Origin of the sequence: Pseudomonas koreensis (assembly GCF_012986595.1) — a bacterium.
GTDB lineage: Bacteria > Pseudomonadota > Gammaproteobacteria > Pseudomonadales > Pseudomonadaceae > Aquipseudomonas > Aquipseudomonas koreensis.
The window spans coordinates 275,638-294,639 of sequence record NZ_JAAQYM010000004.1 but is presented as its reverse complement, the minus strand read 5'-3'; the positions used below and the strand labels follow the sequence as shown (position 1 = coordinate 294,639).

23 protein-coding genes and 4 tRNA genes are annotated in these 19,002 nt (G+C 59.7%); 10 read left to right on the top strand and 17 right to left on the bottom strand.

What is annotated here, in order from left to right; genetic code table 11:
• Positions 1–194: 194 nt before the first annotated feature.
• From HBN98_RS14305 to HBN98_RS14290, 4 genes are all read right to left on the bottom strand, one after another.
• Positions 195–270: transfer RNA gene (locus HBN98_RS14305), tRNA-His, on the bottom strand.
• A gap of 76 nt (positions 271–346) precedes the next feature.
• Positions 347–431: transfer RNA gene (locus HBN98_RS14300), tRNA-Leu, on the bottom strand.
• A gap of 58 nt (positions 432–489) precedes the next feature.
• Positions 490–565: transfer RNA gene (locus tag HBN98_RS14295), tRNA-His, on the bottom strand.
• Positions 566–597: 32 nt separating this feature from the next.
• Positions 598–674, bottom strand: a tRNA-Arg gene (locus HBN98_RS14290).
• A 276-nt stretch (positions 675–950) separates the two neighbouring features.
• Between HBN98_RS14290 and folD the strand changes: the two genes are divergently transcribed.
• Both folD and pbpG read left to right on the top strand, forming a co-directional pair.
• Positions 951–1,805 carry a bifunctional methylenetetrahydrofolate dehydrogenase/methenyltetrahydrofolate cyclohydrolase FolD gene (gene folD, locus HBN98_RS14285; RefSeq protein ID WP_083366360.1) on the top strand — a complete coding sequence of 285 codons (855 nt, stop codon included), beginning with the start codon at positions 951–953 and terminating at the stop codon, positions 1,803–1,805.
• Between the two features lie 229 nt (positions 1,806–2,034).
• Positions 2,035–2,973, top strand: coding sequence for a D-alanyl-D-alanine endopeptidase (gene pbpG, locus HBN98_RS14280; protein WP_083366361.1), 939 nt, complete (start codon positions 2,035–2,037; stop codon positions 2,971–2,973).
• Positions 2,974–3,105: 132 nt separating this feature from the next.
• Here pbpG and HBN98_RS14275 read toward each other — a convergent pair whose 3' ends face one another.
• From HBN98_RS14275 to HBN98_RS14265, 3 genes are all read right to left on the bottom strand, one after another.
• Complete coding sequence (locus HBN98_RS14275; RefSeq protein WP_083366362.1) at positions 3,106–3,312, bottom strand: hypothetical protein; 207 nt, start codon at positions 3,310–3,312, stop codon at positions 3,106–3,108.
• A gap of 12 nt (positions 3,313–3,324) precedes the next feature.
• Entirely contained in the window at positions 3,325–3,531 is a 207-nt protein-coding gene (locus HBN98_RS14270) for a DUF6021 family protein (RefSeq protein ID WP_083366363.1), read from the bottom strand.
• 88 nt (positions 3,532–3,619) lie between these two features.
• A complete protein-coding gene (locus HBN98_RS14265) occupies positions 3,620–4,291 on the bottom strand; it encodes a hypothetical protein (RefSeq protein WP_083366364.1) in 672 nt (223 codons plus the stop codon).
• A gap of 234 nt (positions 4,292–4,525) precedes the next feature.
• Here HBN98_RS14265 and HBN98_RS14260 point away from each other — a divergent pair, with 234 nt between their 5' ends.
• Entirely contained in the window at positions 4,526–4,693 is a 168-nt protein-coding gene (locus tag HBN98_RS14260; protein ID WP_170289016.1) for a hypothetical protein, read from the top strand.
• A gap of 162 nt (positions 4,694–4,855) precedes the next feature.
• Here the strand turns inward: HBN98_RS14260 and HBN98_RS14255 are convergent, their stop codons facing one another.
• Together HBN98_RS14255 and HBN98_RS14250 are read right to left on the bottom strand one after the other, a co-directional pair.
• Positions 4,856–5,605 carry a TerC family protein gene (locus HBN98_RS14255; RefSeq protein ID WP_083366365.1) on the bottom strand — a complete coding sequence of 250 codons (750 nt, stop codon included), beginning with the start codon at positions 5,603–5,605 and terminating at the stop codon, positions 4,856–4,858.
• Between the two features lie 29 nt (positions 5,606–5,634).
• Positions 5,635–5,877, bottom strand: coding sequence for a hypothetical protein (locus HBN98_RS14250; protein WP_025108906.1), 243 nt, complete (start codon positions 5,875–5,877; stop codon positions 5,635–5,637).
• A gap of 227 nt (positions 5,878–6,104) precedes the next feature.
• Here HBN98_RS14250 and nhaR point away from each other — a divergent pair, with 227 nt between their 5' ends.
• The gene (nhaR, locus tag HBN98_RS14245; RefSeq protein WP_064586920.1) at positions 6,105–7,004 is read left to right on the top strand and encodes a transcriptional activator NhaR; all 900 of its coding nucleotides are present in this window, start codon (positions 6,105–6,107) and stop codon (positions 7,002–7,004) included.
• Here the strand turns inward: nhaR and HBN98_RS14240 are convergent.
• Positions 6,999–8,162: an MFS transporter gene (locus HBN98_RS14240; RefSeq protein WP_083366366.1), complete on the bottom strand. Its 1,164-nt coding sequence runs from the start codon at positions 8,160–8,162 to the stop codon at positions 6,999–7,001. The genes nhaR and HBN98_RS14240 overlap by 6 nt on opposite strands.
• A 335-nt stretch (positions 8,163–8,497) precedes the next feature.
• On the opposite strand from HBN98_RS14240, the gene sstT reads away from it, so the two are divergent.
• Positions 8,498–9,730 (top strand): serine/threonine transporter SstT, encoded by a 1,233-nt coding sequence (gene sstT / locus HBN98_RS14235; RefSeq protein WP_083366367.1) that lies wholly within the window; start codon positions 8,498–8,500, stop codon positions 9,728–9,730.
• A 156-nt stretch (positions 9,731–9,886) separates the two neighbouring features.
• On the opposite strand, the gene HBN98_RS14230 is transcribed toward sstT, so the two are convergent.
• Complete coding sequence (locus HBN98_RS14230; RefSeq protein ID WP_007965386.1) at positions 9,887–10,396, bottom strand: DUF1993 domain-containing protein; 510 nt, start codon at positions 10,394–10,396, stop codon at positions 9,887–9,889.
• Between the two features lie 125 nt (positions 10,397–10,521).
• Here HBN98_RS14230 and HBN98_RS14225 point away from each other — a divergent pair, with 125 nt between their 5' ends.
• Positions 10,522–11,166, top strand: a complete 645-nt coding sequence (locus tag HBN98_RS14225; RefSeq protein WP_083366368.1) for a YceH family protein — start codon at positions 10,522–10,524, stop codon at positions 11,164–11,166.
• Positions 11,167–11,402: 236 nt separating this feature from the next.
• Here the strand turns inward: HBN98_RS14225 and HBN98_RS14220 are convergent, their stop codons facing one another.
• Together HBN98_RS14220 and HBN98_RS14215 are read right to left on the bottom strand one after the other, a co-directional pair.
• Entirely contained in the window at positions 11,403–11,921 is a 519-nt protein-coding gene (locus HBN98_RS14220; protein WP_083366369.1) for a cupin domain-containing protein, read from the bottom strand.
• A 209-nt stretch (positions 11,922–12,130) separates the two neighbouring features.
• Positions 12,131–12,949: a shikimate 5-dehydrogenase gene (locus HBN98_RS14215; protein WP_083366370.1), complete on the bottom strand. Its 819-nt coding sequence runs from the start codon at positions 12,947–12,949 to the stop codon at positions 12,131–12,133.
• Between the two features lie 256 nt (positions 12,950–13,205).
• Here HBN98_RS14215 and HBN98_RS14210 point away from each other — a divergent pair, with 256 nt between their 5' ends.
• The 3 genes from HBN98_RS14210 to HBN98_RS14200 all read left to right on the top strand — a co-directional run bounded on the left by HBN98_RS14210 (position 13,206) and on the right by HBN98_RS14200 (position 14,258).
• Positions 13,206–13,550, top strand: coding sequence for a hypothetical protein (locus HBN98_RS14210; RefSeq protein ID WP_025108898.1), 345 nt, complete (start codon positions 13,206–13,208; stop codon positions 13,548–13,550).
• A gap of 228 nt (positions 13,551–13,778) precedes the next feature.
• Positions 13,779–13,973 (top strand): hypothetical protein, encoded by a 195-nt coding sequence (locus HBN98_RS14205; RefSeq protein ID WP_025108897.1) that lies wholly within the window; start codon positions 13,779–13,781, stop codon positions 13,971–13,973.
• A gap of 102 nt (positions 13,974–14,075) precedes the next feature.
• Positions 14,076–14,258 (top strand): hypothetical protein, encoded by a 183-nt coding sequence (locus HBN98_RS14200; RefSeq protein ID WP_064586913.1) that lies wholly within the window; start codon positions 14,076–14,078, stop codon positions 14,256–14,258.
• Here the strand turns inward: HBN98_RS14200 and HBN98_RS14195 are convergent.
• Both HBN98_RS14195 and HBN98_RS14190 read right to left on the bottom strand, forming a co-directional pair.
• Positions 14,255–15,316 carry an AI-2E family transporter gene (locus tag HBN98_RS14195; protein WP_083366371.1) on the bottom strand — a complete coding sequence of 354 codons (1,062 nt, stop codon included), beginning with the start codon at positions 15,314–15,316 and terminating at the stop codon, positions 14,255–14,257. The genes HBN98_RS14200 and HBN98_RS14195 overlap by 4 nt on opposite strands.
• Before the next feature lie 110 nt (positions 15,317–15,426).
• A complete protein-coding gene (locus HBN98_RS14190; RefSeq protein WP_083366372.1) occupies positions 15,427–16,113 on the bottom strand; it encodes a cysteine hydrolase family protein in 687 nt (228 codons plus the stop codon).
• A gap of 205 nt (positions 16,114–16,318) precedes the next feature.
• On the opposite strand from HBN98_RS14190, the gene trhP reads away from it, so the two are divergent.
• Positions 16,319–17,662 (top strand): prephenate-dependent tRNA uridine(34) hydroxylase TrhP, encoded by a 1,344-nt coding sequence (trhP, locus tag HBN98_RS14185; protein WP_083366373.1) that lies wholly within the window; start codon positions 16,319–16,321, stop codon positions 17,660–17,662.
• A 178-nt stretch (positions 17,663–17,840) separates the two neighbouring features.
• Here the strand turns inward: trhP and HBN98_RS14180 are convergent, their stop codons facing one another.
• On the bottom strand, positions 17,841–18,071 hold the full coding sequence (locus HBN98_RS14180; RefSeq protein WP_064586909.1) for a hypothetical protein: 231 nt from the start codon (positions 18,069–18,071) through the stop codon (positions 17,841–17,843).
• Positions 18,072–18,163: 92 nt separating this feature from the next.
• Positions 18,164–18,877 (bottom strand): FadR/GntR family transcriptional regulator, encoded by a 714-nt coding sequence (locus HBN98_RS14175; protein ID WP_083366374.1) that lies wholly within the window; start codon positions 18,875–18,877, stop codon positions 18,164–18,166.
• Positions 18,878–19,002 lie beyond the last annotated feature (125 nt).

The window sequence follows — 19,002 nt, the reverse complement described above, 5'->3', positions numbered from 1 at the left end:
ATATATAGAAGAGACTGCGAGCCATCTCCCTGACGGCCGATCCCGCGAATATGGCCGGCGGTCGGCACGCCAGCCTCAAGCCCGGAAACAGGACGAAACGCCCTGCCCTTGCAACCCGAAACCCTGCGCAACCCGACCACAAGCCGTAAAACAAAAAAGGCGCCAGACTGTTAAATCTGGCGCCTTTCGAAATATGGGGTGGACGATGGGGATCGAACCCACGACAACGGGAGTCACAATCCCGTGCTCTACCAACTGAGCTACGCCCACCATATTGCGTCACAAAAAAGCCATTCAACTTCTTTGCTGAACTTCATCAGGCCTGCGGCAAGAATGAAGCTTTAATTGGTGCGGATGAAGAGACTCGAACTCTTACGCCTCGCGGCGCTGGAACCTAAATCCAGTGTGTCTACCAATTCCACCACATCCGCAGATGAAGCTTTTTAAAGCAAAGGCGCCAGACTGTTACATCTGGCGCCTTTCGAAATATGGGGTGGACGATGGGGATCGAACCCACGACAACGGGAGTCACAATCCCGTGCTCTACCAACTGAGCTACGCCCACCATATCGCGTTACTTGTGCCAAAGCTGCCTAATGGCGCACCCGGCAGGACTCGAACCTGCGACCATCCGCTTAGAAGGCGGATGCTCTATCCAGCTGAGCTACGGGCGCCTTATTAATCTGTACTCTTGGAGGACTACAAACTAAATGCTTTCCAGCCTTCGCAGAACGTTAATTCCGCTCGACCTTCTTAACCAGTGCTAGGCTGTGCCCGACAAGTGCGACGAATAGTATAGAGCGCTCCCAAGGTCGTCAAATCCTTTTTGAAAAAAATTCATTTAATTAAAGGAGTTAGGGGAATTTGCTGACCAAGCGCCTTTGCCCTCACCGCCTGACATGCGAGAATGCGTTCTCTTTTTTTCCCCTCTCGATGGTTAATCACGCGCAATGACTGCACAACTAATCGACGGCAAATCGATCGCCGCCAGCCTGCGCCAGCAGATCGCCCAACGAGTTGCCGAGCGTCGCCAGCAAGGCCTGCGCACTCCCGGCCTCGCGGTGATCCTGGTCGGCAGCGATCCTGCCTCTCAGGTTTATGTCTCGCACAAGCGTAAAGACTGTGAAGAGGTCGGCTTCCTCTCTCAAGCCTACGACCTGCCTTCCGAAACCACTCAAGAAGCGCTGACCGATCTGATCGATCGACTCAACGACGACCCGGCCATTGACGGCGTGCTGCTGCAATTGCCGCTGCCCGAGCACCTGGACGCTTCCAAATTGCTGGAACGCATCCGCCCGGACAAAGACGTCGACGGCTTCCATCCTTACAACGTCGGCCGTCTGGCCCAGCGCATCCCGTTGCTGCGTCCGTGCACCCCGAAAGGCATCATGACCTTGCTGGAAAGTACCGGCGTGGATCTTTATGGTCTGGATGCAGTGGTGGTTGGCGCGTCCAACATCGTCGGTCGCCCGATGGCAATGGAATTGTTGCTGGCCGGTTGCACCGTGACCGTGACGCACCGCTTCACCAAGGATCTGGCAGGCCACGTCGGCCGCGCTGACCTGGTGGTGGTAGCCGCCGGCAAGCCGGGCCTGGTCAAGGGCGAGTGGATCAAGGAAGGCGCGATCGTGATCGACGTCGGCATCAACCGCCAGGACGACGGCAAACTGGTGGGTGACGTGGTGTACGAGACCGCCCGGCCCCGCGCCGGCTGGATCACGCCAGTGCCGGGCGGCGTCGGTCCGATGACCCGTGCCTGCCTGCTGGAAAACACCCTCTACGCGGCAGAAACCCTGCACGCCTGAGGCGTTTTTCGCCGGTAAAAGAACCCCGCCTTGTGCGGGGTTTTTCATTTCTGAGAAAAAACACTAACCGTTCGCCGGAAACCCCTCTTTTTACAGGCCTTTTCACGAGATTTTCAGGTCAGTCAAACAACCATCGACAGATCTTCAGCCATACTCCTAGAATGCGACGCTTTGAAGAAATAACCCGTTACAAACTAACGGAATATCCAACTTTTATGAGTTCGCCCGCGTGAAAATTCGTCTTTCGATCCTGAGCCTGGTTTTTGCTGTTACAGGCACATTCGTCACGCCAACCGTCAACGCCGCTGAAACCACCGCCGCGCCTCGAGACGCCTCGCAACTGAAGATCGCCTCCGGCAGCGCCCTGCTTATGGATTTGCAGACCAATAAAGTCATTTATTCGAGCAACCCGGACGTGATCGTGCCGATCGCTTCGGTGAGCAAGCTGATGACCGGACTGGTCGTGGTTGAAGCGCACCAGAACATGGACGAATGGATCGACGTCGACATCAGCCACACGCCAGAAATGAAAGGCGTGTTCTCCCGAGTCAAATTGAAGAGTGAACTGCCGCGCCGCGAGATGCTGCTGATCGCCCTGATGTCTTCGGAAAACCGTGCTGCCGCCAGCCTCGCCCACCATTATCCGGGTGGTTATGCGGCGTTTATCGCGGCGATGAATGCCAAGGCGAAGGCCTTGGGCATGACCAACACCCACTATGTTGAACCCACTGGTTTGTCGGAACGCAACGTCTCCACCGCTCGCGACCTGAGCAAACTGTTGGTGGCTGCGAGCAAGCATCCGATCCTCAGCGAGCTGACCACCACCAAGGAAAAAACCGTATCGTTCCGTAAGCCCAATTACACCCTGGGTTTCCGCAATACCGATCACTTGGTGAACAAGGCCGACTGGGACATCAAGATCACCAAAACCGGCTTTACCAATCCGGCCGGGCATTGCCTGGTATTGGTCACCAGGATGGGCAACCGTCCGGTTGCGCTGGTGATTCTCGACGCGTTCGGCAAGTTCACCCATTTCGCCGATGCCAGCCGTATCCGCAGTTGGGTGGAAACCGGCCGCAGCGCCAGCGTCCCGGCAGTCGCCCAGCAATACAAGGCCGAGAAAAACCTCAAAAGTCGCCAGAGCGGCGTAGTCGAAGCTTCGAAGTAACTCGAAATAGCCAGCGGTGGCGAGGGCGCGTAGCAGATCTTCTTTTTTAACCAGAAAGGCCTGCTGCGCAGTCCAGCGGGAGCAAGCTCCCTCGCCACAGTGGTAATGAGCCAGCCGTTAAATAGCCGTTATTCAATCATTGGGTAACGGCATTTTATCGTCATCGGGAATGCCATCACCGGCGCTCGGATCGCGATGAGCCTCAGGGGTCAGCACGTTGGGCCGAGCCAATGGATCACGTAGCGGGCTGTCCGGGTCCAGCACAGGGTCCACTTCCTCTTCAGGCGTGGTCGGCACACTGTCCGGATGTTTATCGTCGAAGCTGGAATCGGTACTCATACGCACCTCACTTCAGGGTTTCAGATCGGCTAAGGGGTCATAAGGCTTGGCCGGGCTTTTGCTGTCTTCGCCGGGTTCAACGTCTTTCGGCGCCTTGGCCGGGCCGACCGGGTCAACCTGCGGATCATCGAGGTCTGGTGAATCCGGATCGAAGCCCAGATCATGACCGGACGAATGCTCGCTTGAGTGTGGGCCTTTCGGGGATGGGGAATCTGCCATGCTCGCCTCCTGATTCACCCGCACATTCGGGCTCTATCAGTAGGAGGCCTGCCGGGCGTGGGGGTGCCCGGCAGATGACGAACGGCGCTTATTGCGCGGCCAAGGCCTTTTTCGCTTGTGCCGCCTCACGCTCCTGCCCGGCCTGCGCCAACTCGTCCGCAGCCTTCAGCCAGCGCTGACGATCGACCTCAGCGGGAATCTGCGACGGCTTCTGGATCAGCACGGCCCAGCCGCCGGATTTTTCGAATGCCGATTCAAAAGAGCTGAAGCTCATCAGTTCACGGTGGTTCATGCCGGCGCGCAACAGCACTTTCTGCTTGCGCCGGTCGTAACCGGAGAGAATGGCGTAACGCGGTTCCGCCCAGAACGCCGAGCCTTCGCTGAAGCGCACCATCACCGGATAACCGGCCGCCACCTGGGTCAGCAAGGCTGCAAGGTTGCTGTCCAGCGGATAGACCACCATGCCGTACTCGCGCGCAAGGTTCTGCAGGTTCTGCTGCAACTGATCCTGTGCACCCGGCAGGTGCAACAGCTTTTCCAGCAGCCCCGGCGTGATCATGACGCCCTGCTGCGACAACAGACTGGCGAGCACTTGCGGGCCACTCTGGTTGGCTTCACCTCGATAGAACGTGCCGCTGAGTTCGACCCGCTCCGGCAGGCGCTTGACCTGCGGTGCCACACTGCCCGCACACCCCGCCAATACCGCCGCGCATCCGGCCACCAGCAACGCCCCTCGCAATCGCGTCAATACCTGCACCATCGTCACTCTCTGATCAGACACCGGTCATCGTGTTCCGGCAACGCTTGCGATCATAGGGCGACGCACGCCTGCGGTATAGCCTTAAACCGCAGACCGATCGATTGCATAGAGCGAACTGATTGGTCATCACCGACCTTTGGTCAATAGTCTGAAACACCACGTTGACTAGACTGTCACTGAAACAGAGCGAATTGAAAAAGTGAGTGCCCGATGCAGGGCAAAGAGGAGGCATTAATGAGCCTGACCATGACCATCGTAATGTTGATCGCCGGCTGGCTGGCCGTCGCCACCGCCATGCTGTGGGGGGTGCTGCGCATTGCCCGGCGTCACCATCATCCGGTCGAATCGGCCCCGATTCATAAGCCGGAAAAAATTCGTGTGCGCCATGCGCCTGCGCACTGACAGGTCAGTTGATATAAAAATCTGAGCTGCCGAAGGCTGCGATGTTGTGATCTTTGAAGTCAAAAGATCGCAGCCTTCGGCAGCTCCTACATAAAACAAAAGGAATAAAGCAAAAAGGCCGGCTGGACTTCAAGAGTCCAGCCGGCCTTTTTTTGTTGGCGATTACACCTGCTGAGCCAGTTTCTTCTGCTTCGCCCGGCGCGACATCATGTTCAGCACTTCAATCGCTGCCGAGAAGGCCATGGCTGCGTACACATAACCTTTCGGTACGTGGGCGCCGAAGCCTTCGGCGATCAGCGTCATGCCGATCATGATCAGGAAGCCCAGGGCCAGCATCACCACCGTCGGGTTGTCGTTGATGAACTTGGCCAGCGGCTCGGCCGCGAACAGCATCACCATCACCGATACCACCACTGCGATCACCATGATCGGCAAGTGCTCAGTCATGCCCACCGCGGTAATGATGCTGTCGATGGAGAACACCATGTCCAGCATCAGGATCTGACCGATCGCGGCAGCAAAGCCCAGGGTCACGGTCGATGCCGCGCTTTTCGGGTCTTCCGGCGCCGGGTCCATGCTGTGATGGATCTCGGTCGTGGCTTTCCACACCAGGAACAGGCCACCGGCGATCAGGATCATGTCCTTCCAGGAGAACGCCTGACCCATGATTTCGAGCACAGGGGCGGTCAACTGCACGATGAAGGCGATGGTGCTCAACAGGGCCAGACGCAGGATCAGCGCCATGCCGATACCGATCCGCCGGGCCTTCTGCCGATGCTGCGCGGGCAGCTTGTTGGTCAGGATCGAAATAAAGATCAGGTTATCGATGCCGAGCACGATCTCCATCACCACCAGTGTGGCCAAAGCAACCCAGGCGGCGGGGCTGGCGGCGAGTTCTAACAGATATTCCATGGGTCAGTCCTGACTCGTTGTAAGACGGTTTAGATGGTCTTGGAGGAAGATTCGGATTTTTCCGCGTCTTTTTCCGGTGCTTCTTTTTTCTCGATCAGGCCGCCAGTGGCGTCGCTTAGAGCTTGTTCCGCGGCTTTGTGCGTGTCATCAATCGCCTGCTTGGCGCTTTCGGCGGCCTTGCCCATCAACTGCTGGGCGCTTTTCTCGGCCTGATCGCAACCGGCCATAAGCAGTAAAGACGTAAACATCAGTGCTGGAATTGTGTATTTCATGAGGCTCCCTTCGAATGAACAGACCGGGTCACAGACCACACGTCGATGGCTGGGCATTCTAGGGAGACAAACACTTCAGGAAAATTCGTATTTTTAGCGACTATACTTCGGAGTTAACGAACTATGACAATAAGTGTAGGAGCTTCCGAAGGCTGCGATCTTTTGACCTCGCTCTAAAAAATCAAAAGATCGCAGCCTGCGGCAGCTCCTACAGGGGGAACCGTAGAGTGCTGAATTACCGCCAACTGCATTACTTTTGGGTGGTCGCCAAGACAGGCAGCATCGTGCGCGCCTGCGAACAGCTGAACCTCACGCCGCAAACCATCAGCGGGCAGATTTCGCTGCTCGAACAAACCTACGGCATAGAGTTGTTTCAGCGGGTCGGCCGCCAACTTGAACTGACCGAAGCCGGGCGCCAGGCCCTGCCCTATGCCGAGCAGATGTTTCAGTTGGGCGGTGAACTGGAGTTGATGCTGCGCGCCCAGCCCAATGAACAGCAGATCCTGTTCCGGGTCGGCGTGGCGGACGTGGTGCCCAAGTCGATCGTCTATCGCCTGATTGCGCCGACCATGGAGCTCAACGAGCCGCTGCGCATCACCTGCCGCGAGGACAAACTCGAACGCCTGCTGGCAGACCTGGCGATCCAGCGCCTGGACCTGGTGATTTCCGACAGCCCGATGCCGTCGCACCTCGACATCAAGGGCTACAGCCAGAAACTGGGCGAATGCGGGATCAGTTTCTTCGCCACCGCGCAGTTGGCGGCGCAATACGGGCAGGACTTCCCGCGCAGCCTCAATGGCGCACCGTTGTTGATTCCCGGTGCGGAAACCGTGGTTCGCAGCCGTTTGCAGCGCTGGTTCGCCGAGCAGCAGATCCAGCCGCAAATCGTTGGGGAGTTCGATGACAGCGCCCTGATGCAGGCCTTCGGCCAATCGGGCAGCGGAATCTTTATCGGCCCGAGCGTGATCGCCGATGAAGTCAAACGCCAATACGGCGTCGAGGTGATTGGCCAGACCGACGCCGTGACCGAGTCGTTCTACGCCATTTCCGTGGAGCGCAAGGTCAAGCACCCCGGCATCGTTGCGATTACCGAAGGTGCAAGGCGTGAGCTGTTTACTGCGTTATGACGCCTGGGCGCAGGTTTCACGCGGCTTGAGCGTCATCAGCACCATGGCGAGGAACACCGACAGCAAAATGAACCCGGCGGCGGCAAACCCCAGGAAGCCAAGGCCCGCACTGTCGATGACGCGACCACCGACCATTGCGCCCAGGCCGATCCCGAGATTGGCCCCGGCAATATTCAACGACGCGGCAAAGGCTGGCGCTTCTGGCGCGGCCTTCATCAGGCGCACATGGCTGACCAGGAACAACGCCGCCTGGGTCACGCCCCAGATCCCCATGGCCACCGCCAGGCCCAGCGGCGAATGGATGTTCGGGACCAGCGAGACCATGCCGGCAATCATGAACGCACAGAACAACACCGACGCGCCCAGTGGGTGACGATCCACCGCACGGCCACCCAGCGAGTTGCCGATCAGCCCGACCGCGCCGAAGGCCATCAGGCACCAGCCGACCACGGTGCCGTTGAATCCGGCCAGCCGCTCGAGGATGTCGGCCAGATAGGTGTAGGCGGTGAACATGCCGCTAAACACCAGAATCGACAGCAGCACATGGCCAAGCATCAGCGGGCTGCGCAGGATCTTGAACTGCGAGGCGAAGCTGACCTGATGCTGGTGCAGGCTGGTTTTCGGCAGATAGACGAACAGCAGCAAGGCCTTGGCAAAGGCAATCACCGCCAGAATCGCGAACGCGCTGCGCCAGCCGAAGGCATCGGAAATCAATGTGCCCACCGGAATGCCGAACACAGTGGCGCAGACGATGCCGAAGCCGATCTTGGCGATTGCGCGACCGGCGTAATCCGGGCCGACGATGTCTACCGCGGTCTCACTGGCCAGCGCCCAGAACACCGGCAGGCCGAGCGCCGGGATCAGCCGGGCGATGGCCATCACCCAGATGTTCGGCGCCAGCGCCGCTACGGTGTTGGCCAGGCCGAACATGATCAGGATGGTGATGAACAGCTTGCGCCGCTCGAAGCGGGCGAAATACGCGGTCAAGAATGGGCCGAACATCGCCACCGTGAAAGCGAATAGAGTGACCAGCAGACCGGCTTGAGGGATGGTCACCGCCAGGTCGCGGGCAATCGCCGGCAGCAGGCCGACGATGATGAACTCCGTGGTCAGCACCGTGAATCCGGCGGCGGACAACAGAAGAATGGGCAACAGCATGAGCAACTCCAGCAAAACGACGACACCAGCGATGACCGAAAGGCCCGCTGGCAACTATTAAAATGAGGATGGCGAATCTTAACAGAGTGTTTCGGCACTGACTTGCATAAACCTGCCGACTTGCCGATCAATCGGGTGGCAGATCGTCACACGCCTGAAGGATAAAGCCCGCGCTGTGATAAAGTCCGCGCCCTGAAAAACGTACAGCCTGTTCAGCGCACTGTTTAACAGCGTTGATTGCGCGTCAGCCCCTTCGGTTCGTACCGGTGACCTGCCCCCGATATACCACCGGTTTCACGCAACCTTGCACCCTATAAAAAACCAGAGATGCCGTTATGACCGCTTCATCCCCTTCTCTATTGCAACGCCTGAAAAACCTCAGCCTGGTCACGCAGATCCTGATCGGCCTGATCGCCGGTATCGCCCTGGCGCTGTTCGCGCCGGAAGCGGCGAAAGGCTCGGCGTTCATCGGTAAAGTGTTCGTCTCGGCACTGAAAGCCGTGGCACCGATCCTGGTGTTCGTGCTGGTGATGGCCTCGATTGCCAACCACAAGCACGGCCAGGAAACCCACATCCGGCCGATCCTGTTCCTGTACCTGCTCGGCACCTTTGCCGCGGCAGTGGTGGCAGTTATCGCCAGCATGGCGTTTCCGTCCCATCTGGTGTTGTCCACCGACAACGTGGCCGTCACCGCGCCGGGCGGGATTGCCGAGGTGCTGCAAAGCCTGCTGCTGAGCGTGGTCGACAACCCGGTCAGCGCACTGATGAACGCCAACTTCATCGGCATTCTGGCCTGGGCAATCGGCATGGGCGTTGCCATTCGCCACGCCGGCGACACCACGCGCGAGGTACTGGGCGACCTGTCCAACGGCGTGACCGTGATTGTGCGGGTGGTGATTCGCTTCGCCCCGCTGGGCATTTTCGGTCTGGTGGCCTCGACCCTCGCCACCTCGGGCTTCGGCGCGCTGATCGGTTATGCGCACCTGCTGGCCGTACTGCTGGGCTGCATGCTGTTCGTGGCGCTGGTGATGAACCCGCTGATCGTGTTCTGGAAACTGCGCCGCAACCCGTACCCGCTGACCCTCAAGTGCCTGCGCGAAAGCGGTATCACCGCGTTCTTTACCCGCAGCTCGGCGGCGAACATTCCGGTCAATCTGGAACTGAGCAAACGCCTGGGTCTGCATGAAGACACCTACTCGGTATCGATCCCGCTGGGCGCGACCATCAACATGGCCGGCGCGGCGATCACCATCACCGTATTGACCCTGGCCGCTGTGCACACGCTGGGCATTGCCGTGGACATTCCGACGGCCATCCTGCTCAGCGTCGTCGCGGCGATCTGCGCCTGTGGCGCTTCGGGCGTGGCCGGCGGTTCGCTGCTGCTGATCCCGCTGGCGTGCAGCCTGTTCGGCATCCCGAGCGAGATTGCCATGCAAGTGGTGGCAGTCGGCTTCATCATCGGCGTGTTGCAGGACTCGGCGGAAACCGCGCTGAATTCGTCCACTGACGTGTTGTTTACGGCGGCGGCTTGCCTAGGTGAAGAAGCAAAGGCCCAACGCACCGCATAACCCCTGTAGGAGTGAGCCTGCTCGCGATGGCGCCTGATCTGCAAACTCACCTTTGAATGACACACCGCTTTCGCGAGCAGGCTCACTCCTACAAAAAAAGCGATAAAAAGCCCGCCAAGGCACAAACCTTGGCGGGCTTTTTTGTTGCCGGGTGTTTTAGTACGCGCCCATGTAATCGCGTTTACCCACTTCAACACCGTTGTGGCGCAGCAGCGCGTAGGTGGTGGTGACGTGGAAGAAGAACTGCGGCAGACCGTAGCTCAGCAGGTAAGCCTGGCCGCTGAAGCGCTTCTCTTTCGGAGTGCCCGGACGGGTAACGATCTCGATGCCTTCCTTGCCGTTGATCTGCTCCGGCTTGATCTCGCCGATGTAGGCCAGGACCTTGGCGATCAGCGCCTGCAGCTCGGCGAAGGTGGTTTCGGTGTCGTCATATTTCGGGATTTCGACTTCGGCCAGACGCGAGGAAACGCCCTTGGCGAAGTCAACGGCGATCTGCACCTGACGCACCAGCGGGAACATGTCCGGGTACAGGCGCGCCTGCAGGAAGGCGTTCGGGTCGATGTTTTTCTCGGTGGCGTGGGCTTCAGCCTTTTTCAGGACATCGCTCAGGGCGTTGAGCATTTGTTGAAAAACCGGGACGGATGCGGCGTACAGGGAAATGGTCATGGCAGTCTCGTGTGGTGGCGGGGTGGATCGTGGAGGCGATTATAGCCATGCTTGATGACCACACGGCTTGCCTTTTATTAGCCAAGGATTAGGCTAGGCGCCTTCGACTGCAGAGGGAACGCGCGATGACCACCGAACTTGAAACCACTACCGACGAACCCCGGCTCAACGCCACGGAAATCCGTATTCTGGGTTCGCTGATCGAAAAACAGGCCACCAGCCCGGAAACCTACCCGCTGACCCTCAATGCGCTGGTGCTGGCCTGCAATCAGAAAACCAGCCGCGAGCCAGTGATGAACCTGACCCAGGGCCAGGTCGGCCAGAGCCTGCGGGCGCTGGAAAGCCACGGTTACGCCAAGCTGGTCATGGGCAGTCGCGCCGATCGCTGGGAGCACAAGGTCGACAAGGCGCTTGAACTGGTGCCGGCCCAGGTGATTCTTACCGGATTGATGTTTCTGCGCGGGCCGCAGACCGTCAACGAGCTGCTGACCCGCAGCGGGCGCATGCATGACTTCGAAGATGCCGAGCAAGTGGTGCATCAGCTTGAGCGCCTGATCGCGCGCGGGTTGGCGGTGCTGATCCCGCGTCAGGCCGGGCAACGCGAAGACCGCTACACCCATGCGCTGGGTGACCCGGCGGACATCGAGGCGATTCTGGCGGCGCGGCACAATCCCGGCGAGCGGGCGAGCGGCGGTGTTTCGGTTGAGCGTATCGAAGAGCTGGAAGCACGGATTGCCGCGCTGGAAGAGCGCCTGGCGCGCCTCGAATGATCACCTCACCCCCCTGTAGGAGTGTAATGCTGCTCACTTAAGAATTTTGCGTTCAATTGAAACCCGTGGCGAGGGAGCTTGTCGGATCGCCGCACCGTCCCGCTGCGTCGCGAAGCGGCCCCAAAAGAGGGACTGCTACGCAGCCCAGCGGGAGCAAGCTCCCTCGCCACAGTCACAGTCACAGTGTCGGGCTTAAGTGAACAGCATTACCCTGTAGGAGTGAGCCTGCATGGGATCTATTCGCCATCCCAGTAATCCACCCCATCGGCCTGCCGCGCCACGGCGACGAATCCTGACGCGTTGCCCGCGGCGTCGACCTTGAAGTTGTCCATCACTGCGTATTTGTTGGAGTCCGGGTATTCACAGATGTCCGGCTGCTGCTGGGTGCTGACCGCCAGATAACGCAGCTCCGCATCGCTGGTGTTGATGATCTGATGCGCCGTTTCGGGGCCGCCGGGTGGGCAGGCAATCACATCGCCCGCACGGATCGCGAAGCGCTCGGCCCCCAGCCGCACCTCGCCCTCGCCGGCCACCACATAGAACATCTCTTCATTGACCCGATGACTGTGAAACGGACTACCGCGCATGCCCGGCGGCAGTGCGTACAGCCGATAGCCGAGCTTCTGCGCGCCCAATTGCTGGCCGATGCGCGCCATGCGCTGTTGATAGCGGCCTGCGGTTTCGCCTTCGGGAGCAAGGGCTTCGGGCAGGGGTTCGAGTTCGACCTGGTGCAGGTTGAGGATGCGCGGATGCATGGGGGGGCCTCGATCAGGTTTTTATGAGGGGCAAGTCTTTGCTTGCTGATGCCGCAGTATAGGCAGCAGGTAAACCGAGTGGAATTCATCGCTGGCAAGCCAGCTCCCACAGAATCTGGGGTTGTTCAGATATTTGTGTTTCAACCCGAAACCTGTGGGAGCTGGCTTGCCAGCGATGGGGCCGGTAAGGCCCCTACACAACACAATGATCAGCTACGGGCAAACGCCACCGCCGCCGCGAATTGCTCTTCAGTCGGGCGCACGCCCGTGTACAACACGAACTGCTCCAGCGCCTGGATCGCAATCACTTCCAGCCCGGTGATGACCTTTTTACCCTCGGCACGCCCGCGCACGATCAGCGGCGTTTCCGACGGGATCGCCACCACATCGAACACGGTATCGGCAGCCTGGATTACCTCTGGCGCGAACGCCAGTTGTCCCGCCTCCGGCCCGCCGTCCATGCCCACCGGCGTGACATTGATCAGCATCTGCGGGCGTTCTTCGCCCAGTTCGGCCTGCCAGCGATAGCCCAGCGAATCCGCCAGTGCCCTGCCCGCGCGCTCGTTACGGGCCACAATCAAACCGTTCTGATAGCCACCATCGCGCAGGGCGCTGGCCACCGCTTTGGCCATGCCGCCACTGCCGCGCAGGGCGAACGTCGTTTCTTGCGGCACCGCGTGGGTTTGCAGCAACTGCGCGATGGCGATGTAGTCGGTGTTGTAGGCCTTGAGGTGGCCGTCAGTGTTGACGATGGTGTTGATCGACTGAATCGCCGCCGCCGACGCATCCAGCTCATCGACCAGCGCAATGCACGTTTCCTTGAACGGCATCGACACGCCGCAACCGCGAATCCCCAGCGCACGAATCCCGCCCACCGCCCCCGGCAAGTCCTGACTGCTGAACGCCTTGTAATAGAAGTTCAGGCCCAACTGCTCATACAAATGGTTGTGAAACCGCAGACCGAAATTCCCGGGGCGCCCGGACAGGGACATGCACAGCTGGGTGTCTTTGTTGGGATTCATCTGCATGAAACTTCTCCTTCAAACGGACTTTCGGATGGACGGAGTTAGCCATTCCATCGGGTTCTGAACGATCATAAGCACTTGTCTGCAACGGGCTGCGTGCCCCTTTGACCCACTGGTAAAGAAGCCGGTACAGACCTTACACAAAATTTACCCAGCGGCTGTGCTGATTTTCAGAATTTCGCTGTCATAGAAGTATCCCCGCGACAACTTTGGGCCTGGTGCAGGCCCGGACGCCGGGTCGAAGAACCGAGGAATTATCATGATTCGTAAACTCCCCATCGTGGCCTTGTTGATTGGTGCATTTGCTATCACAGGTCAGGCAGAAGCCCACGGCGGTGGCTGGCAGGGTCCGGCAGTGTTTGGTGCGATCGTCGGCTCGGCCATCATCGGCTCGGCATTGATCAATCAGGACCGGCCGGTCTACGTTCAACAGCCTGTTTACGCTCAACCGGCACCGGTTTACGTGCAACAACCGCCACCACCGGTCTACTACCAGCCTGCGCCGGTCTACGTGCAACAACCGGTTTATGTGCCTGGCCCGGTCTACTACGGTCCACCACGCGGCTACTACGGCCACCCGCACTACTACGGTGGTCGCTGGTAACAGCAAGAAAAAGCCCCGCTTTTATAGCGGGGCTTTTTTATGACCGTCGGTCGGGCAACGTCTGAAAAAATCGGCTGAAGGTCGCTGTCGGGACAGTTCGAACCGTTAAAGTCGGCATGATGGACATGACCGTTGGGCCCAAACACAGAACGGTCATCTATTTGTCATGACGGAACCGCAATCTGAATCCGTCCATAAACAACAGGTTGATAACAACAAGGACGACTCATGCCTACACAGAATCCGCACCGCATCGTCGGCTTGTGCACCTCCAGCAAGGTGTACAGCGCACTGACCGAACTCAAGCACCTGGAAGGCCACCGCTGCGCCAAGTTTCTTTCGCTATTGGCCGAGAATCTGGTGCACAAGGGCCTGCTCAACGAGCGCGAAGTGGTGCACATGCTCGATCAGGTTGTCGACTGAAACAGCCCTCACTGTTATCAATGACCACTATCAAAAGCGTTGATTGTCCCTGAGCGCAGCGAATCCCTAAGGTAGCTCCATAGATTGATGGAGGTACATGTCATGGCTCAGGTTCAAATCATGTCGGTGGTCGGCAGCGCGGTTCCCGCATCCCTCAGAGCGACGGGATTGCTCGCCTGCTGGTATCTGGTGCGCGACGGCGAGCCGATCAGCGGCCCGCTCACATCCTTGCCGGCGGCGCAGGCGCTGTCGCAGAAACTCGTCAGCGCCCCGTTCCACGCTTAAGGCAACTGGACCTTCGGCTTGGTCTCGATGAACAGCGCCCAACTCGACATGAACAGCGCCGCGATCAGCGGCCCGATGACGAAACCGTTGAGGCCGAACACCGCGAGACCGCCGAGGGTCGAGATCAGGATCATGTAATCCGGCATGCGCGTGTCCTTGCCCACCAGAATCGGGCGCAGCACGTTGTCGACCAGGCCGATCACAAACACCCCGAACAGCGCCAGCACCACGCCCTGCCAGATCATCCCGCTGAGCAGGAAGTACACCGCCACCGGAGCCCAGACGATCCCCGCGCCCACCGCTGGCAACAGCGACAGAAAGCCCATCAACACCGCCCACAGCAACGCGCTGGGGATGTCGAGAAACCAGAAAATCGCCCCGCCCAATGCGCCCTGAGTGACCGCCACCACCAGGTTGCCCTTCACCGTTGCGCGCACCACCCGGTTGAACTTCAGCTGCAAACGGCGCTTGTGAGTCTCTTCCAGTGGCACCGCGGCGCGGACCTTGCGCACCAGTTCAGCGCCGTCGCGCAGAAAGAAAAACAGCAGGTACAGCATGATGCCGAAGCTGACCACGAACTCGAACGTGCCCTGGCCGAAACTGAAGGCCTGAGTGGCCAGCACCTGGCTGCCCTGCATCGACGCCTTGACGATTTTTTCGCGCAAACCGTTGAGTTCGCCCATGCCGAAGCGGTCGAGCAAATGCTGAAAGTACGGGGGCAGACTGTGCTTGAACTGCGCCAGATAGGCGCCGATATCCAATTGGCCGCTTTCGATGTTGTTGTACACCGTCGCGCCTTCCTGGACCAACAACACGCTGAGGATGATCACCGGCAAAATCGCGATGACCAGACAAATGCCCAAGGTGCAAAGCGCTGTCAGGTTGCGTCGCCAGCCGAATTTCTGCTGCAAACGGCGTTGCATCGGCGCAAACAGGATGCCGAGGATCACCGCCCAGAACACCGCGCCGTAGAACGGCAGCAGAATCCAGATGAAGGCGACCGTCACCAACAGCAGCAACACGGTGAGGGATTTGAATTGCAGGGTTTTCTCGTTCATGTCCGATCCATGTCAGTCAGGCGTCTCGCACGCCCCGAACCTTAGTCCGCCGCGGCGCGCGCGAGTGCCATCTTTGTTCATGGAGCATAGTTGCCGAACGGCGAACGCCGTCAGCGCACCGGCAACTGCACAATCTGTTCAGTGCCGAGGACATCGCCGAAGGTGTCTTCGACTTCCGCCAATGCGGCCTGATGCAGGGAGTCCTTGTCGATGGACACACCGTTGACCCGGGTGATGGCGCGGGTCGCCGAGGCGTCGGCGGCGACGATCACGTTGTAGCCCAAAGGCGCCGCATCACGCGCCGCGCCGGCGACACAGGCGTGGGTCATCAGCCCGGAAATGATCAGCGTCTGGATGCCGGCCTTTTTCAGCTGCTGGTCAAGATCAGTGCTGGCAAACACGCTGACTGTGTTCTTTTGCAGCACCACATCCTTGGCCCGTGGCTGCATGTCCTTATGGAATTTGACTGTCTCGCCATCAATGGCAAACACCGCCGAACCGGCCGGTGCAACGTGCTGCACGTGATACACCGGGATCTTGTGGCTGTCGGCAAAGGTGATCAGCTCACGGGTTTTCGCCAGGGCAGCGGCGCCGTCCGGGATCGGCATCCGTCCGCTGAAATATTCATTCTGAAAATCGATCACGATCAGCGCCGACTTGCCGGCCGGCAGATGATCGACCGGCATCGCGCCGGACATCGCTCGAATGGTCGGATGGTTATCGGCAATCGCTGCGGCGCTGGCCAATACACCGGAAAATGCACAAGCGGTCAGCAAACGACGGGTGAAGTTTTGCATGGGGAGTTCCTGCTGCGGTTGAGTGGATCAGCCAAGGTTAAGCAGCCACTGCCACACCGAACACAGTGAAACCGGCACATGATCTGTGCCGGTTCTGCACAGATCAGCTGCACAGATAAACTCCACCCACTCAAACGTAGATCCAGATCAATAAACCGCGCTTGCAACTGCCCTACCCTGCCGCGCTTTTGCGATCGATGCCGCCATGATCCCTGAACTGCCCCTCGCCGCCCCGGAACTGCTTGCCCCCGCCGGCACCCTGAAGAACATGCGCTATGCCTTCGCCTACGGCGCCGATGCAGTCTATGCCGGGCAGCCGCGCTACAGCCTGCGGGTGCGCAACAACGAGTTCGACCACGCCAACCTCGCACTCGGCATTCGCGAAGCCCAGGCTCAGGGCAAACGCTTTTACGTGGTGGTCAACATCGCCCCACACAACGCCAAGCTCAAGACCTTCCTCAAGGACCTGACACCCGTGATCGAGATGGCGCCGGATGCGCTGATCATGTCCGACCCGGGCCTGATCATGCTGGTGCGCCGGCATTTTCCGCAGATGCCGATCCATCTCTCGGTGCAAGCCAACACGGTGAACTGGGCAAGCGTCGAGTTCTGGCAACAACAGGGGCTGAGCCGGATCATCCTCTCGCGGGAACTGTCGCTGGAGGAGATCGGCGAAATCCGCGAGCAGGTGCCGGGCATGGAGCTGGAAGTGTTCGTCCATGGCGCGTTGTGCATGGCCTACTCCGGGCGCTGCCTGCTGTCGGGCTACATGAACAAGCGCGACGCCAACCAGGGCACCTGCACCAATGCCTGCCGCTGGAAATACTCGGCGCAGGAGGCGACCGAAAATCAACTCGGCGAGATCGTGCAGAGCTTCCAGCCGGAGCCGACCCTGGGCATCGGCGCGCCGACCGATCAGGTGTTCCTGCTGCAGGAAGCCAATCGCCCCGATGAGTTGATGCCCGCGTTCGAAGACGAGCACGGCACCTACATCATGAACGCCAAGGACCTGCGCGCGGTGCAACACGTCGAACGCCTGAGCCGCATGGGCGTGCATTCGCTGAAGATCGAAGGCCGCACCAAGTCGCACTTCTATTGCGCGCGCACCACGCAGGTCTATCGCCGGGCCATCGACGATGCGGTGGCCGGCCGCGCCTTCGATCGCAGCCTGATGACCGATCTCGAATCACTGGCGCAGCGCGGCTACACCGAGGGCTTCCTGCGTCGGCATGTGCATGACGAATACCAGAACTATCAGAACGGCAGCTCGGTGTCGGAGCGCCAACAGTTCGTCGGCGAGCTGACCGGCGAACGCCGCGACCGGCTGGCCGAGGTCAAGGTGAAAAACCGCTTTGCACTGGGCGACCATCTCGAACTGATGACGCCCAAGGGCAATTTCCACTTCGATCTGCACCAGTTGCAGAACGTCAAGGGTGAAGCGATCGAAGTCGCACCGGGGGATGGGCACACGGTGTACCTGCCGATTCCGGATGCGGTGGATTTGCGCTTTGGACTGTTGATGCGGGATGTCGCCGCTCAATCGATCTGACGAACGTGGATAAACTGTGGCGAGCGAGCTTGCTCGCGCCCGGTTGCGAAGCGACCCCAAAACTCGCAATCAACGGATTTTCGAGAGTGCTACGCAGCCCAGCGGGAGCAAGCTCCCTCGCCACAGTCACAGTGTCGGGCTCAAGTGAACGGCATTAGGCACCAAGGCCGGGTTTTCACTATCTGCGATCATCCGACAACGGCGTCGGCTCATCCGCCGGCGGCATATCATCGTCCGCCGCCGGGTCTTTCCAGTCTTCCGGCCGATCGGCATCACTCAACGGATCACGCCCCGGGCTCATGCCCGGCGGTGCATCGTGATCGGCCAGTGTCGGTTCATCCGTACCGGGCACCGGACGGGTCGGATCGGTGGGCAGCACACCACCCTGAAACAGCAAATCATTCGCCATGACACACCTCACACGGGAGGTCCGGAAAACCCGGGCCGTACAAATTGGAAGCGTGCCTGTGTACGACGTGCTATCGAACGGACCAATGGCGATCAGCCTTTTGCCCCGAAGCGGTCGCGGCTGTTGGTCAGGTGCAGCCACATCGCCGCGCGCGCCGCATCCGGATCCTGACGCTTGATCGCGTTCAAGATCGCTTCATGCTCCAGATGGGCCAACTGCCCCAGCTTGCTCAAGTCCGCTGCCCCCCGCTCGACGGCATTGAGCCGCTGACGCGGAATCATTGCGCTGCCCAAGTGCTGCATGATTTCGCTGAAGCAGACGTTGCCGGTGGCCTCGGCGATCAACAGATGAAAACGTCGGTCGGCCTCGACGCAGCTGTCGTTGCTGTCCAGCAGACGCTGATAGTCATCCAGCGCCTGGCGCATGTACAGCAATTGCTGTTCGCTGCGCCGTTGCGCGGCTAACGCGGCGGCCTGCGTCTCCAGGCCCATGCGCAATTCAAGGATGCTACGCACGCCGAGTGCGGTATCGACATTCAGGCGCAGGCCCTGCTCGGCAGCGCGCGCGATGACGAAGGTGCCGATGCCGTGCCGCGTTTCCACCAGTCCCGAAGCCTGCAATTTGGAAATGGCTTCGCGCACCACTGTGCGGCTGACGCCATGTTCCTGAACGATGGCGTTCTCCGACGGCAGCTTGTCGCCGGGCGAGAGCTGGCCGAGCAGGATGCTCTGGGTGAGCTTCTCCACCAGATCATGCGCAAGGTTGTGCGCACGTTTGCGGGCGGGGGCGTCGAGGTCTTCTTGCATGGTCGGTTCCGTTCGTCGGGACTTGCGGATCGTAGCACTGCGTGGTGGCTGACGAGTTTGATTTTAGCGCTGAAACAGCCGTCGACTTGTATGACAACACTCAATGAAATCAAAAAATCATGCCT

What these genes read in the sequence shown, in the direction of transcription:
- folD (WP_083366360.1), top strand. Translation starts at nt 951, where the DNA reads ATGACTGCACAACTAATCGACGGCAAATCGATCGCCGCCAGCCTGCGC.
- HBN98_RS14275 (WP_083366362.1), bottom strand. Translation starts at nt 3,312, where the DNA reads ATGAGTACCGATTCCAGCTTCGACGATAAACATCCGGACAGTGTGCCG.
- HBN98_RS14270 (WP_083366363.1), bottom strand. Translation starts at nt 3,531, where the DNA reads ATGGCAGATTCCCCATCCCCGAAAGGCCCACACTCAAGCGAGCATTCG.
- HBN98_RS14265 (WP_083366364.1), bottom strand. Translation starts at nt 4,291, where the DNA reads ATGGTGCAGGTATTGACGCGATTGCGAGGGGCGTTGCTGGTGGCCGGA.
- HBN98_RS14260 (WP_170289016.1), top strand. Translation starts at nt 4,526, where the DNA reads ATGAGCCTGACCATGACCATCGTAATGTTGATCGCCGGCTGGCTGGCC.
- HBN98_RS14255 (WP_083366365.1), bottom strand. Translation starts at nt 5,605, where the DNA reads ATGGAATATCTGTTAGAACTCGCCGCCAGCCCCGCCGCCTGGGTTGCT.
- HBN98_RS14250 (WP_025108906.1), bottom strand. Translation starts at nt 5,877, where the DNA reads ATGAAATACACAATTCCAGCACTGATGTTTACGTCTTTACTGCTTATG.
- HBN98_RS14240 (WP_083366366.1), bottom strand. Translation starts at nt 8,162, where the DNA reads ATGCTGTTGCCCATTCTTCTGTTGTCCGCCGCCGGATTCACGGTGCTG.
- sstT (WP_083366367.1), top strand. Translation starts at nt 8,498, where the DNA reads ATGACCGCTTCATCCCCTTCTCTATTGCAACGCCTGAAAAACCTCAGC.
- HBN98_RS14230 (WP_007965386.1), bottom strand. Translation starts at nt 10,396, where the DNA reads ATGACCATTTCCCTGTACGCCGCATCCGTCCCGGTTTTTCAACAAATG.
- HBN98_RS14225 (WP_083366368.1), top strand. Translation starts at nt 10,522, where the DNA reads ATGACCACCGAACTTGAAACCACTACCGACGAACCCCGGCTCAACGCC.
- HBN98_RS14220 (WP_083366369.1), bottom strand. Translation starts at nt 11,921, where the DNA reads ATGCATCCGCGCATCCTCAACCTGCACCAGGTCGAACTCGAACCCCTG.
- HBN98_RS14215 (WP_083366370.1), bottom strand. Translation starts at nt 12,949, where the DNA reads ATGCAGATGAATCCCAACAAAGACACCCAGCTGTGCATGTCCCTGTCC.
- HBN98_RS14210 (WP_025108898.1), top strand. Translation starts at nt 13,206, where the DNA reads ATGATTCGTAAACTCCCCATCGTGGCCTTGTTGATTGGTGCATTTGCT.
- HBN98_RS14205 (WP_025108897.1), top strand. Translation starts at nt 13,779, where the DNA reads ATGCCTACACAGAATCCGCACCGCATCGTCGGCTTGTGCACCTCCAGC.
- HBN98_RS14200 (WP_064586913.1), top strand. Translation starts at nt 14,076, where the DNA reads ATGGCTCAGGTTCAAATCATGTCGGTGGTCGGCAGCGCGGTTCCCGCA.
- HBN98_RS14195 (WP_083366371.1), bottom strand. Translation starts at nt 15,316, where the DNA reads ATGAACGAGAAAACCCTGCAATTCAAATCCCTCACCGTGTTGCTGCTG.
- HBN98_RS14190 (WP_083366372.1), bottom strand. Translation starts at nt 16,113, where the DNA reads ATGCAAAACTTCACCCGTCGTTTGCTGACCGCTTGTGCATTTTCCGGT.
- trhP (WP_083366373.1), top strand. Translation starts at nt 16,319, where the DNA reads ATGATCCCTGAACTGCCCCTCGCCGCCCCGGAACTGCTTGCCCCCGCC.
- HBN98_RS14180 (WP_064586909.1), bottom strand. Translation starts at nt 18,071, where the DNA reads ATGGCGAATGATTTGCTGTTTCAGGGTGGTGTGCTGCCCACCGATCCG.
- HBN98_RS14175 (WP_083366374.1), bottom strand. Translation starts at nt 18,877, where the DNA reads ATGCAAGAAGACCTCGACGCCCCCGCCCGCAAACGTGCGCACAACCTT.